Here is a 13,364-nt window from a genome sequence, read left to right as displayed (position 1 = left end):
CCCGAGCCGTCGATACCCTGATCACCCCAGCCACCGTTCCAGCGTACGTATCGATTCCAGGTCTTCCATGCGTCGCAGTTGCTTCAGTAGTTCCGCAGCCCGTTCCTGGGGCATTACCCGCGTCGTCAAACTGAAGAACTTCTCATCCAGGGCCTCATCGGCAAGTGGATTGCCCGGCGCTCCCAAGGGCACTTCCACACACAGGCTTGCCTGCCGACCGTCCACGGTCCGCAGGGTCACCACAGGCTCGCCATCCTCATCCAGTCGCGGGTCCACTTCAAGCTGGATGCGCGACATGCACTGAGTCACCAGAGGATCGTTGCGTTGCCGATCGTCATAAGCGTGCAGTTGGCAATGCCCATGCACCAACCGCGCGGCGAGGGCATACGGCAGGCTCATTTGCGCGGCTGCGAGACGGGTGACATCCTGGCCGCCACACATGCCGTGAAGAAAACCGCTCAACCCGACGTGCAGGTTTTCGACCTGGTCAACGGATACCTTCAACTGCTCCAACAGCTGGCCGAGGGCGTCGATGGCCGAATGGGTGCCGCGACAGGAGGCATAGGGTTTGATCGAGCAGCGGGCGAGCTTCCAGTTCACGCCGAGCTCTGCATCCAGCGCTTCGGGCCTTGAAGTCGCTGGGGCGAGGGTGTTCAGAAAACCGCCCCAGACGTCATCGAATAACTGCGTCGGGCCGCTGATGCCTTGTTGGATGAACCGCGCAGCCAACAGGCCACCTTCTGCGGCGCGCCCGCTGTGCAGCTTCTTGCTGTGCGAGCCGTCGTGAATGAAGGCCCACAGGCCACCGCTGAAGCTGCCGGCAATGCCCAGTGCCGTCAGGGTTTGCCGCGTATCCAGACCCAGGATGCGCGCACTGGCGGCGGCTGCGCCGAACACCCCACAGGTCGCGGTGGAGTGCCAGCCGGCGCCATTGTGGGCGCTATAGCCGCCGCAGGCTTCGAGCACTCGGCGACCAACCTCATAGCCGATCACGATGGCGCTGATGAATTCACGACCACTCACGGGCCGTGCGCGCAGCGAAACCGCCGCCATCGCCGCTGGCAGCACGACGGCCCCGGAGTGATCGCAACCGCCGGTGTCGTCCAGTTCCAGCGCATGGGCGGCGATGCCGTTCAGCATCGCTGCCGGGCCCGCGCAGACCTGCAGATCGGTTCCCCAAACCGGTACCTCGCCCGCTTCACCAGCGAACACCTTGTGTGCCTGCTTGGCGATATCGCTCTCGGCGCCAGCCAACGTTGCGCCGAACGTATCGAGAATGTGCCGCTTGGCTTGCGTTACCAACGCAGGCGATAGATCTTCAAACCGCAGATCGACACAGAATTGCGCCAACCGTTGCAAACGTTCGCTCATGAGACGTAATCCCGGTAATGGCGCTCGTACACCGATGCGGGATGATCCTCAGCTGCCGGCGCCGCGCTGTTTGCCCACCATTGCGCGACCTCGGCGCCGGTGGCGATCCACACGTCATCGTGCTGTTGAATGCCCTCGATCAGCTCGCGCAACACGCCTATCCGTCCCGGCGTGGCGATGATTTCCGGGTGCAGGCGAAGCACGTAGCACAGGCCGAATCGGTGAAACCCGGCGAAATCCATTTGCAGGTTGCCCAGGGTGTGGCTGTAGGAGGCGATCCGTGATTGTGCCGGTGGCACCGCCGGGCTCAAGTTGAAGGCGAAGTAAGGCTCGTCTTCCAGCTCATAATGCAGCGGCACTTCAATGACAGCGGGCGCCGTCGGGTGAGCGAATGGCAAGTCATCGCCACGCCATGACGAGGACCAGCGGATGCCTTGGTCCTTCAATGCGCCGATGAATCCCGGCGCGCCATTGCCCGCCGGGATTCGAAAGCCGACCGGGCGCTTGCCGGTCAGCCTGCCCAGGGTCTCGCAGCCTTTGGCGACATCGGCGCCCTGGGCGTCCAGGTCTAGCGCATCGTAATCCTGATGACGGTAGCCGGCGCAGGCGATCTCATGACCGTCGTCCTGGATCGTCTGGATGAGCGCTGGGTTTTCCTCGGCCACGATGCCGGGGACGAACCAACTGCTGCAGACCCCGAGTTCCTTGAACAGGCCGAGCAAGCGCGCCACGCCGCGTTGGGTACCGTAGCGCCATACCGATAAGGTCTTGTCACGCCCGGCCACTTCCGGGGCTTGTGTGAGGATGCCATGGATGTCGTTGTAATCGACGGTCAGTACCACAGCGCAGCGATAGCCTTCCGGCCAGATGGAATCAGCCATGGCGGTGCTCCTTCAACCAGAAGTGGGCGACGTCGCGGCAGGTGGCGAACCACACGTCATCGCGCCGACGCATGTGTTCGAAAAGCTTTTCCAGCAGCAGGAGGCGTCCCGGCTTACCGATGATTTTCGGGTGCAAGAGGGTGGTCAGGCACAACCCTTCGTCCATCGCGCCGTCATATTCGCGGCACCAGTTGTCCAGGGTCAGCGCGTAACTGGCCGTACGGTCCAACCCGGAAGGAAAGTTCGGCGCGCGGGTGTAGGCGAGGGACGCGTAATCGTCCATTTCCCATCGGCCTGGAATTTCCACCAGCGGCGTATCGAAACCCGCTACCTCCATCAGGTACGGTCGGTCGTCGCCGCGCATGCTGCTGGAATAGATCACCCCGGCTTCCACCAGCATGGCCGGGGTCTCGGCGCGCCAGTCGCCGGACGGCGTGCGGAAGCCTTCTGCGCGGATGTGCAGGTGTTTCCAGAACACCTCGCGGGAGATCTGCATGACTTCCTTTTGCCGATCCAGTGTCAGGGCATAAAAGGATTCGTGTTTGTAGCCGTGATAAGCCACCTCATGCCCACGCTCGACAATCGCCTGGCATTGTCTCGGCCAGTTCTCCACGACCCAGGCGGGGACGAAGAATGTCGTCGGGATCCGGAATTCGTCGAGCACATCGAGCAGGCGCGGCAGTGCACGGTAAGGGCCATAGCCGCCGAACCCGAAGTACTCGGGCTTACGCCAGATCGAGCCGTTGAGCATGGCATCACCGGTCGGGCCATCGAGGTCGAAGGCCAGGGCCAGGCAAGCCTTGTGCGGCGCGGGCCAGGTGGGTGAGGAGGGCATCGGTAGTGCTCCATCTTTATTCGTAGACACCAGACCCTTTGTGGCGGGGCTTGCTCGCGATGGCGTCGAGTGAAGCAACATTGACGTTGGAACACTCACAAGCAAGCCCGCAGCCACATCGGAATCAAATGGCCTGTGCGATCACTTCCCGGCGTTGATGGTCGCGGTCTTGATCGCTCCCAGTTCCAGATCCCACTTCTTCAGGATCGCCTGGTAGCTGCCGTCATCGATCATGCTTTGCAGCGCGACCTTCACCGCTTCGCTGAGCTCAGGTTTCTTCTTGCTCACGCCCATGCCGGTGTACTGCTCGGAGATCGGCAGGCCCACGGTCTTGTACATGTCCTTTTCCTGGGTCTTGAGGTAAGGCAGGGTTTCGCTGCCCTGCATGGCTGCATCGATGCGGCTCTGGCGCAGTTGCGCCCGGGCATCGGCCGAGCCTTCGGTGCCGACCACGTTGATCCCCGGCTTGCCGGCGGCCTCACAGTTGGCCTTGCTCCACTCGGCGATTTCCGCTGGAAAGGTGGTGCGGCGGCTGGTGCCGACTTTCTTGCCGCACAGGTCGAGGATCTCGTTGGTGTCCTTGTTTTTCTGCAAGGTGTAGAACTGCGGACCACTGGTGAAGTAGTCGATGAAGGTCACGCTGGCCTGGCGTTCGGCGGTGTCGGTCATGCCCGACAGCACCATGTCCACGCGGTCGGTGGTCAGGGCGTTGATCATTTGTTCAAAGCCTGTTTCCTGCCACTTGATCTTCACACCCAGGCGCTCGGCCAGGGCGTTGCCCAGGTCATAGTCAAAGCCGGTGAGGGTGTTGGTGGCCGGGTCCTTGAAGTCCATCGGCGGGTAGTTCGGCATGATCGCCACGACGATTTCGCCCTTGGCCTTGATGCTTGCCGGCAATTCGGCCGCGAAGGTGAAGCCGCAAGCCATGACGCCAGCGAGTACTGCGGGGATAAAGAAGTTCTTCATGGTCGTTCTCTTATGAGTGTTGTGAGCGTCAACGGACGCTTAGGTTCGAACGGCAGAAATGAAGCTTTGGGTGCGAGGGTTCTGTGGACTTATTAGTATTTCTTCGGGGCTTCCAGCCTCCACGATCTGCCCGCCGTCCATGAACACCATGCGATTGGAAACTTCGCGAGCGAAGCCCAGTTCATGGGTGACGACGATCATGGTCATGCCGGTCTGCGCAAGATCGCGCATCACCGACAGCACCTCACCGACCAGTTCCGGGTCGAGTGCCGAAGTGGGTTCATCGAACAGCATCAGCTTGGGACGCATGGCCAATGCACGAGCGATGGCCACACGTTGCTGCTGGCCGCCCGAAAGCTCGATCGGGTAGCTGTTGCACTTGTCCGCCAGGCCGACACGGGCGAGCAATTCCAGGGCCTCCTCATTCGCTTCTTTGGGGGAGCGCTTGAGTACCTGGCACGGTCCTTCGATGATGTTCTGCAACACGGTCATGTGAGGAAACAGGTTGAACCGTTGAAACACCATGCCGGTGGACAGCCGCTGGCGGGCGATCTGGGTTTCGTTGAGTTCGTGCAACTTGTTGCCGACGATCCGGTAGCCCACCAGTTCGCCGTCGACCCACAGGCCGCCCTTGTCGATTTTTTCCAACTGGTTGACGCAGCGCAGCAAGGTGCTTTTTCCCGAGCCGGACGGGCCGATGATGCACAGCACTTCGCCTTGCTCGACTTCGATGTTGATGTCCTTGAGCGCGTGGAACTGGTCGTAATATTTATTCAGGCTCACGGCCTTGACGATGCTTCTCATGTGGAACTCCTCAGGAACGCTTGCCGGCGCCGCGGGCGAAACGACGCTCCAGGCGACTCTGACCAAAGGACAGGACGGTGACGGTGGCCAGGTACCAGATGCCGGCAACGATCAGCAGCTCCATCACGCGGGCGTTGGCGTAGTAGATGTTCTGGGCGTTGTAGAGCAATTCCGAGTATTGGATCACGCTCGCCAGCGAGGTCATCTTCACCATGCCGATGAACTCGTTGCCTACCGGCGGAATAATGATCCGCATGGCCTGGGGCAGGATGATCCGGCGCAGCGCTTGCAGGCGTGGCATGCCGATCGATTTGGCAGCCTCATATTGCCCGGTGTCCACCGACAGCAGGCCGGCGCGCACCACTTCGGCGGTGTAGGCACCCTGGTTGATGCTCAAGCCCAGCAAGGCCGCCGCGAACGGAGTCATCAGGCTCACGGTGTCCATTTCGAACAGGCCGGGAATGCCGATGGTGGGGAAGATCAGCGCCAGGTTGAACCACAGGAGCAGTTGCAGGATCAACGGCGTGCCGCGAAACAGCCAGGTGTAGGTCACGGCCACATAGCGCAGGATCGGGTTGGCCGACATGCGCATGATCGCGGTGATCACGCCGAACACGATGCCCAGCGCCATGGCCAATACCGCCATGACGATGGTGTTGAGCAAGCCCCACATGATCGCCTCGGAGGTCAGGAACTGGCCGATGTACGACCATTCGATCTTGCCTTCGGCGAAGGCACGCACCAGGCCAACAAGGGCGATGACGATCAGCGTGGCGAAGAAGATACGCCCGTAGTAGCGCCGGGGCACATGATCGTACTGGGTGATGTCGAACTGGTTTTCCGCCAGCTTGCGCTCCGCCTGGAGTCGTTCTGCCTGTGTCTGGCTCATGTTGTTTCTCCGTACTCGGTTGCAGCGCTATCGCTGTGGGAGCAAGCTCGCTCCCACAGGTCCGGTGTGTTGCTCAGAGGCGCAAGCCCTGATAGTCCTCGGTCCATTGCTGCTGGGTGGCGAGGGCGGCTTTCAAGCGTCCGATCTGTTCGCGTACCTGTTGTGGCGCGGTCCCACCCCAGCCATTGCGGGCAGCGATGGCGGCTTCGAGGGTCAGGCTTTCGCGTACCTCCGGGGTGAGGCGAGGATCGACTTCCGCCAGCAGAGCGGGGGAGGCCTCCCACAGTTCGATGTCGTGTTTCTCGCACGCCTGGACCAAAGCACCGGTGATTTCGTGAGCTTCCTTGAACGGTACGCCGCGCACCGCCAGCCAATCGGCAACTTCGGTGGCGAGGGTGAAGCCCAGCGGTGCCTGGCGGCGCAACTCCTCGACATTGACTTTCATGGTCGCCACCATTCCCGCCATGGCGGGCAATACCAGTAGCAGCGTGTCGACGCTGTCGAGCACACCGTTCTTGTCTTCGCTCAGGTCGCGGTTGTAGGACAGGGGCAGGGATTTGAGCGTGGAGAGCAGGCCGGTCAGGTTGCCGATCAGGCGACCGGCCTTGCCTCGCGCCAGTTCGGCGATGTCCGGATTCTTCTTCTGGGGCATGATCGAGCTGCCGGTGGCGTAGGCATCGTCCAGTGCGACCCAGCGAAATTGCCGCGATGACCACAGGCAGAACTCTTCGGCAAGGCGCGAGATATTGATGCCGAGCATGCTGGCGATGAACAGGAACTCGGCGACGTGATCGCGGCTGGCCACGGCGTCGATGGAGTTTTCGCAAACGCCGCTGTAGCCCATTTCCTTTGCCGATTGTTGAGGTAGGCGAGCGATCGCCGAGCCCGCCATGGCCGCCGCACCGAGTGGCGACAGCGACGTCCGTGCGTCCCAGTCCACCAACCGTTGTACGTCGCGCAGCATCGACTGGGCGTGGGCCAGCAGGTGGTGAGCAAACACGATCGGTTGCGCCTGCTGCAGATGGGTGAAGCCGGGGCAGATGCTTTCGATGTGTTGCTCGGCCTGTTCCACCAACGCCTGCTGCAGGGCCAGCACTTCAACGGCCACGGTGCGTACGTGGTCACGCAGGAACAGCCGCAGATCGTTGGCGGTCTGGTCGTTGCGCGAACGACCGGCCCGCAGCTTGCCACCCAAGGCGCCAAGCCGTTCGGTCAGCAGGCGCTCGATGAAGGTGTGGACGTCTTCATCATCCAGGGTCGGGGCGATGCTGCCGGCGCGATAGTCCGCGCCGATGCGTTCCAGGGCGTCGAGCATGGTCAGGGTTTCTTGCTCGTTCAGCAGTCCGGCGCGCTGCAATTCCCGGGCATGGGCCTTGGAGCCGGCGAGGTCGTACGGGGTGAGCCGGAAGTAGCGCTCAGGGCAACGGGACAGGGCCGCCAAGGCTTCGGAAGGGCCGCATTTGAAGCGAGCTCCCCAGAGTCGGTCGGTGGTTTGAGACATTGTTGTTTTCCTCGTCGGTTTCGCGAACTGAAACGGGTACTCCAGGCCACGACGTCGCTACGAAAATCAGCGAGCGAAGTCAGGCCAGAGCAGTTTTCAAGAGGGCAGTTGCATCGGTGCGAGCGCTGATCGAACTGTCAGCTTTTGATGTTTCGCGACCAGCGTTTTGGCGCTGATGTTCGGAATTTATTGGCGGTTGCCAAGCTTGGTTTTCTGTGTTCATTATTATTGGGCCAGCTTGTTCTTGTTGTTGGGCACAGGTTGTTGAATAGAGCGCCAGAGGTAAATAAGCATTATGGAAACCCCACTTTCCAATTCCGGAAACCCGCCGCCAAGAACCCCGCAAAGGGCACCGTTGGCCCTCAGCGGGCTGGACTTCAAATTGCTCAAAGTGTTCAAGGCGGTGGTCGAGGCGGGAGGCTTTAGTGCCGCACAAAATGAGCTGAACGTGGGGCTGGCAGCCATCAGCAAACAGATTTCCGACTTGGAAATCCGTATCGGGATGCGCCTTTGTACGCGTGGGCGCGAGGGCTTTCACCTGACGGAAGAAGGGCGTCTGGTGTATCAGGCATCGATAGACTTATTTGCCTCGGTCGACAACTTCCGTGACCGACTTAGTTCAGCGCAGAACGAACTTGTTGGTGATCTTGGTGTGGGGGTTATTGATAATACTATCTCGGATGATAACTCCCCGTTAGTTGCTGCGCTCAGGCAAATGAATGAACAGTCGCCCAAAGTCCGGTTTCAACTTCAGGCTTCACAACTCGATGAAGTCGAAAGAGGTGTCGTCGAAGGGCGGTTGGTAGCGGGAATCGTACCGATTTATCAAAAACGCGAAGAGTTCGATTACTACGAACTCTATGAAGAACGTTCGCAGGTCTATTGCGCACTTGGCCACCCGCTGTTCTCCATGGCGGACGAGGACATTGGCGCACATGTGCTCAAGGAGTACGAATGCGTCAACCATCGCTACGCGATTCATCGCGACAAACTGAAGTTTGCGCACTACGACAGCTTCTCCGCCTCAGCCACCCAAGTGGAAGCCGTGGCGCTGCTGATCAAGACGGGGCGTTTCCTCGGGTTCCTGCCCCAGCATTACGCCGCATCGATGGTGGCGCGGGGAGAGTTTCGCGCAGTATGTCCAGACCTGTTCAACATCGTCACGCCGTTCAGTCTGATACTGCGTCACAACACTGTACGCAGCCCCTTGGTCAAGGCCTTTGCCCGGGCGCTGGGGGTGGATCTGAAGGCTTCGGTTTGATGTTTCTGTGTGAGTCACTCACGAGCCTTGGCGGCAACCGGAGTGATAGGTAAGTTGCACCATCAAACCGTTGGTGCTGTTCTAGTTCAAATACTGCTACCTGCCCCGGCGTGTTTCGTTGGAAGGGCTCCCAGTTGAACTAGCCCAGGGCTCAATCACCCTATCCTGTATGCGCAGTCCACCCTCTAAGCGACGGTGGTAATAATTGGATTTGTGCAAGGGACAGGGTGTCTGTCCACTGGAGCAATCTGCTAAAGGGTCCGTATCGACGAACGAATCGCCCGTGCACATTCGATGACCGCGGGCGCCAGCTTGCGCTCGGCTTCCTCCATGGTCCAGCGGCTGCTGGGCACCACCACATGCACGGCCGCTACCGGCAGGCCCTGGCTGCCGATGATTGGCGCAGCAATGGACATGTCGCCCAGGAACAACTCTTCCTTGTTCGTGGCGTAGCCTCTGCGCCGCGTGGTCTCGATCTGCTCGATGATGTCGTCGACCGCGGTCAGGGTGTACTGGGTATGGCGTTTGCGCTCGCTGGCGTGCAGTACGGCAGTGAGTTCGTCGTCGGGCAGGGCGCTCAGGAAGGCCCGTCCGGAACCGGTGCAGTACATTGGTATCCGGCTGCCGATGGGCATGTGGATCGGGATGAATTTCGGTGCCACGAAGCGTGCCACGTACACCATGTCCAGTCCGTCGGGCTCGGTCAGGTTGGTCGTCTCCCCGGTAGCCTGGGCCAGCTCGGCAAGGAACGGGTTGGCCACGTCGACCAGCGTATCGGCGGCCAGGTAGTTGTAGCCGATCTCCATGACCTTCGGGGTCAGCTGGAAGCGTTTGGTCTGCGGATGCTTGCGCACGTAACCAAGCTCTTCGAGGGTGTGGATCATGCGTTGCGCGGAGCTTTTATTGATATCCGCCGCTTGCGCGATATCCGCCAGATTCATCGTGCGCCGGGATGCGTTGAAGGCTCGCAGCACCGCCAGGCCTTTCTCCAGCGACTGATTGAACAGAGGGTGAGGGGTTTCGCTCATGTGGAATTCCTTGTTTTTGCTTCATGTATATCGATATTCGATACTTATAAATCTCTTTACGATTCAAGTAAATCGTTTATATTCATTTTGAGCCTCCTGCCATACACCTGGGGCACCCTTACCGGACTTAAGACAAATAAAAGCGTCCATTGGGAGATACGCCATGCTTACTCGCTTTCGTGCACTCACGCTCGTTGTCGCTCTGGCCTGCGGCATCGCTTCGGCCAGCGTCGCCGCCGAACCCGTCTACAAGGTTGGCGCAACCGCGACGGGTATTCCCTTCACCTTCCTCGACGTCAAGAGCCAGAGTATCCAGGGCATGATGGTCGACGCCGCGCAGGCAGTGGCCAAGGCTGGCGGCTTCGAGGTGGAGATCCAGCAGACCACCTTCGCTTCGCTGATTCCCTCCCTGACTTCAAACAAGATCGACCTGATTTCCGCCGCCATTCTTCGCACGCCGGCGCGGGAAAAGGTGGTGCAGTATTCCGACCCGGTCTTCAGCTATGGCGAGGGTCTGATCGTCAAGGCCGACGACCAGACCCCGTACACCCGCATGGAGGATTTTGCCGGTGAGGTGGTCGGCGCTCAGGTCGGCACGGTGTTCATCGATGAGCTGAACAAGCGCGGTGTCTTCAAGGAAGTGCGTGGCTACGACTCGATTCCCGACCTGATGCGCGACCTGGCGCTTGGTCGGATCAAGGCAGGCTTTGCCGATCGTCCGGTGGTCGCCTACCAGTTGGCTCAAGGCACGCAGAACAAGGTGCATCTGGTCCAGAGCTACCAGCCCGTGGTGATGGGGGATGTCTGCCTGATCATGCGCAAGGGAGACAGTGAGAAGCTTGCGCAGGTCAACAAAGGCATCGCCGCTATCAAGGCCGATGGTTCCCTCGACCAGATCATCAGGAAGTGGAAGCTCAACTGACGGTTTTGTCGACCGCCCGCAACGGCGGGCGGGTCCACTCATTGTTTCGTGGGTAGCCTTATGTTTCTCCAGAATGCCTTGGACTTCCTTCCAATCCTGCTCAAAGGGGCGGTGGTCACTCTTGAGGTGACGGCCGGGTCGTTTGTCCTCAGCTCGTTGATCGGGTTGGTCCTGGCCCTGATGATGGTTTCCAGGATAAGGGCGATCGCCTTGTTCGCCATCAGCGTGGTGAACGTCATCCGCGGGCTGCCGATCATTGTGCAGCTGTTCTATATCTATTTCGTCCTGCCGGAATTCGGCATCCAGCTGACTGCAATGCAGGCCGGCATCATTGGCCTGGGGATCGCTTATTCGGCGTATCAGGCCGAGAACTTCCGGGCCGGTATCCAGGCGATCCAGCAAGGGCAGATCGAGGCGGCCGAATCCCTGGGCATGCGCGGTGCGATGGTGATGCGGCGAGTGGTGCTGCCCCAGGCATTGCGCATTGCCTTGCCGCCCTACGGCAACACCCTGGTCATGATGCTCAAGGACTCGTCGCTGGTCTCCACTATCACCGTGGCCGAGATGACGCGTGCGGGGCAACTGATCGCCTCTTCTACCTTCGAGAACATGACGGTCTACACCCTGGTGGCATTGCTCTACCTGGCGATGAGCCTGCCGCTGTCCTTTGCGCTGCGTCGTCTGGAAGCACGCTTCAGCACCCGGAGAACGTCATGATCGAGATCAAGGGCATTCACAAGCGTTACGGCAGCGTGCCGGTCCTCGAAGGCATCGACTTGCAGGTCAAGAGCGGTGAAGTGGTGTGCCTGATCGGCCCATCGGGGTCGGGAAAGTCTACGTTGCTGCGTTGTATCAACGGCCTGGAGAGTTATGACCAGGGCGACGTTCTGGTCAGCCGAGAACGGGTTGATCGCAACGCCAGGAGCATCCACGACATTCGCACCCGGGTGGCGATGGTTTTCCAGCGTTTCAACCTGTTCCCGCACCGTACGGCCCTGGAAAATGTCATGGAGGGGCCCATCTACGTGAAGAAGGAAAAACCTCAGGTCGCCCGCAGAAATGCCGAGGCGCTGATGGATAAGGTCGGCTTGTCCCATCGGATGAATGCCTACCCGGACGAACTGTCCGGTGGGCAGCAGCAACGTGTCGCCATTGCCCGGGCACTGGCGATGAACCCCCAGGCGATTCTCTTCGACGAACCGACCTCGGCCCTGGATCCAGAGCTGGTGGGCGAGGTGTTGACGGTGATGCGTAACCTGGCCAACGAGGGCATGACCATGATCGTGGTGACACACGAAATGGCGTTCGCTCGGGACGTGGCCGACAAGGTCTGCTTCCTTCACGGCGGCAAGATCGTCGAGTCAGGGCCGGCCCGAGAAGTATTGAGCACCCCGACCCACCCACGCACCCAGGATTTTCTTCGCCGGTTGCTCGACCACAACGCGCAGGTGCAGGCATGAATGCCCCTTTCGCACCGCAACTGCCGGCCTCGCTCTGGGCCGCGACTGCTGCGCCGGCGGTGCAAACGCCGGCGCTGGCTGAAGACAAACAGGTGGATATCGCCATCGTGGGGGCCGGCTACACCGGTTTGGTCACGGCCTTGCGATTGGCCGAGGCGGGGGTCGATGTCTGTGTGCTGGATGCCGGGGAGCCCGGCTGGGGGGCTTCGGGACGCAACGGCGGCCAGGTGATTCCCGGGCTGAAGTTCGATCCCGATCAATTGCACGCCAAATTCGGTGCGGCCCGTGCCGAAGCGATGCTCGATGTAGCCGGTTGCGCCGCCGACGAAGTGTTTTCGTTGGTCCGCCGGTATGCAATCGACTGTGATGCGACCCAGAAAGGCTGGATTCAACCCGCTTGTTCGTCCGCCGCGATGAAAGTCATCGAGCAGCGCGCCGGGCAGTGGCAACGCCGTGGAGTCCAGGTGGAGCTGCTGGACCGGACTGCCGTCAGCCAACGCATCGGTACCGACAACTATCTGGGTGGCTGGGTTGATCCGCGGGCCGGCAGCTTGCATCCGCTGAGTTACGCCCGTGGCCTGGCAAAGGCCGCATTGGGGCAGGGCGCGATGATCCACGGCCACAGCCGCGTCACGCGGTTGCAGCGACAGCCGTCGGGCTGGACGTTGTCCACCGTGCAAGGGGCCAGGGTCAGTGCGCAACGGGTGCTATTGGCCACGGATGGCTATACCGACGACCTGTGGCCCGGCTTGCGCGAGACTGTCGTTGCAGCCAACAGCTTCATCATTGCGACCCGTCCGCTGCCATCGGCGATCCGCAAGAGCATCCTGCCCGGTGGCGAGGTCTGTTCGGACTCTCGACGCTTGCTGCTGTACTTCAAGCTGGATGCCCAGGGGCGTTTGCTCCTGGGGGGACGTGGGCCGTTTTCGGAGCCTTCCCAGCCCCGCGACTGGGCGCACCTTGAGCGTTCCCTGGCGGCGCTGTTTCCGCAAGCGGCGCAGGTGCCCGTCGAGTATCGGTGGAGTGGTCGGGTGGCGCTGACCCAGAGTTTTCTTCCGCATGTCCATGAGCCTGCGCCGGGGCTGTCCGTCCTGCTTGGTTACAACGGTCGCGGCATCGCCCTGTCCACGGCGTTAGGCAAGCACCTGGCCGCGAAGCTGTCGGGGGCGACCCAGGCGTTCCCGTTCCCGGTCATGCCGCTGCGTCGAATTCCATTTCACGGGTTGCAGCGGTTGTATCTGGCGGCCGGGATCGGCTATTACCGGTTATTGGATGCCTTGTTCTGAGCACTGATTGAAGAAACGGCGGGCGTCGGCCAGGCGGTGTCCGTCAAGGCGTATCGGCCCAAGGCAAGCGATCCCCAATCCAACTTTACGCTCGACCTGAATGGCTCCGAAGCGGAAATGGCGTTAGCATCCCCTTCATTGGGCTTGAACAGCCTGTTTT

The 13,364-nt window shown here is 60.8% G+C and carries 13 protein-coding genes; 5 read left to right on the top strand and 8 right to left on the bottom strand.

All coding sequences use genetic code 11. The features are described from left to right. Positions 1 to 21 precede the first annotated feature (21 nt). The 7 genes from BT179_RS00790 to argH form a co-directional block, all read right to left on the bottom strand. Complete coding sequence (locus BT179_RS00790; protein ID WP_072430481.1) at positions 22 to 1,371, bottom strand: MmgE/PrpD family protein; 1,350 nt, start codon at positions 1,369 to 1,371, stop codon at positions 22 to 24. After that, positions 1,368 to 2,252: a polysaccharide deacetylase family protein gene (locus BT179_RS00785; protein ID WP_072430482.1), complete on the bottom strand. Its 885-nt coding sequence runs from the start codon at positions 2,250 to 2,252 to the stop codon at positions 1,368 to 1,370. Before BT179_RS00785 ends, BT179_RS00790 begins: the two co-directional genes overlap by 4 nt. Beyond that, the gene (locus tag BT179_RS00780; protein ID WP_072394582.1) at positions 2,245 to 3,087 is read right to left on the bottom strand and encodes a polysaccharide deacetylase family protein; all 843 of its coding nucleotides are present in this window, start codon (positions 3,085 to 3,087) and stop codon (positions 2,245 to 2,247) included. The genes BT179_RS00785 and BT179_RS00780 overlap by 8 nt, the downstream gene beginning before the upstream one ends. Before the next feature lie 141 nt (positions 3,088 to 3,228). Beyond that, entirely contained in the window at positions 3,229 to 4,053 is an 825-nt protein-coding gene (locus BT179_RS00775) for an ABC transporter substrate-binding protein (protein WP_072430483.1), read from the bottom strand. 39 nt (positions 4,054 to 4,092) lie between these two features. Further along, entirely contained in the window at positions 4,093 to 4,857 is a 765-nt protein-coding gene (locus BT179_RS00770; RefSeq protein WP_072394591.1) for an amino acid ABC transporter ATP-binding protein, read from the bottom strand. Positions 4,858 to 4,867: 10 nt separating this feature from the next. Continuing rightward, complete coding sequence (locus tag BT179_RS00765) at positions 4,868 to 5,746, bottom strand: amino acid ABC transporter permease (protein ID WP_060742901.1); 879 nt, start codon at positions 5,744 to 5,746, stop codon at positions 4,868 to 4,870. Positions 5,747 to 5,819: 73 nt separating this feature from the next. Next, on the bottom strand, positions 5,820 to 7,247 hold the full coding sequence (gene argH, locus BT179_RS00760; RefSeq protein WP_072430484.1) for an argininosuccinate lyase: 1,428 nt from the start codon (positions 7,245 to 7,247) through the stop codon (positions 5,820 to 5,822). Between the two features lie 295 nt (positions 7,248 to 7,542). Here argH and BT179_RS00755 point away from each other — a divergent pair, with 295 nt between their 5' ends. Next, complete coding sequence (locus BT179_RS00755; RefSeq protein WP_072430485.1) at positions 7,543 to 8,508, top strand: LysR family transcriptional regulator; 966 nt, start codon at positions 7,543 to 7,545, stop codon at positions 8,506 to 8,508. A gap of 251 nt (positions 8,509 to 8,759) precedes the next feature. Here the strand turns inward: BT179_RS00755 and BT179_RS00750 are convergent, their stop codons facing one another. Continuing rightward, on the bottom strand, positions 8,760 to 9,536 hold the full coding sequence (locus BT179_RS00750; protein ID WP_072430486.1) for an IclR family transcriptional regulator: 777 nt from the start codon (positions 9,534 to 9,536) through the stop codon (positions 8,760 to 8,762). A gap of 163 nt (positions 9,537 to 9,699) precedes the next feature. On the opposite strand from BT179_RS00750, the gene BT179_RS00745 reads away from it, so the two are divergent. Genes BT179_RS00745 through BT179_RS00730 form a run of 4 tightly spaced genes read left to right on the top strand, consistent with a single transcriptional unit; the run spans position 9,700 to position 13,204 of the window. Continuing rightward, a complete protein-coding gene (locus BT179_RS00745; RefSeq protein WP_072430487.1) occupies positions 9,700 to 10,458 on the top strand; it encodes an ABC transporter substrate-binding protein in 759 nt (252 codons plus the stop codon). Positions 10,459 to 10,518: 60 nt separating this feature from the next. Continuing rightward, positions 10,519 to 11,175, top strand: a complete 657-nt coding sequence (locus BT179_RS00740; protein WP_072430488.1) for an amino acid ABC transporter permease — start codon at positions 10,519 to 10,521, stop codon at positions 11,173 to 11,175. After that, positions 11,172 to 11,918: an amino acid ABC transporter ATP-binding protein gene (locus tag BT179_RS00735; protein WP_072430489.1), complete on the top strand. Its 747-nt coding sequence runs from the start codon at positions 11,172 to 11,174 to the stop codon at positions 11,916 to 11,918. Before BT179_RS00740 ends, BT179_RS00735 begins: the two co-directional genes overlap by 4 nt. Continuing rightward, positions 11,915 to 13,204: an NAD(P)/FAD-dependent oxidoreductase gene (locus tag BT179_RS00730; RefSeq protein ID WP_072430490.1), complete on the top strand. Its 1,290-nt coding sequence runs from the start codon at positions 11,915 to 11,917 to the stop codon at positions 13,202 to 13,204. Before BT179_RS00735 ends, BT179_RS00730 begins: the two co-directional genes overlap by 4 nt. Positions 13,205 to 13,364 lie beyond the last annotated feature (160 nt).

Origin of the sequence: Pseudomonas sp. NFACC43 (genome assembly GCF_900119645.1) — a bacterium.
Taxonomy (GTDB): Bacteria; Pseudomonadota; Gammaproteobacteria; order Pseudomonadales; family Pseudomonadaceae; genus Aquipseudomonas.
This window is presented reverse-complemented; position numbering and strand designations above follow the sequence as displayed.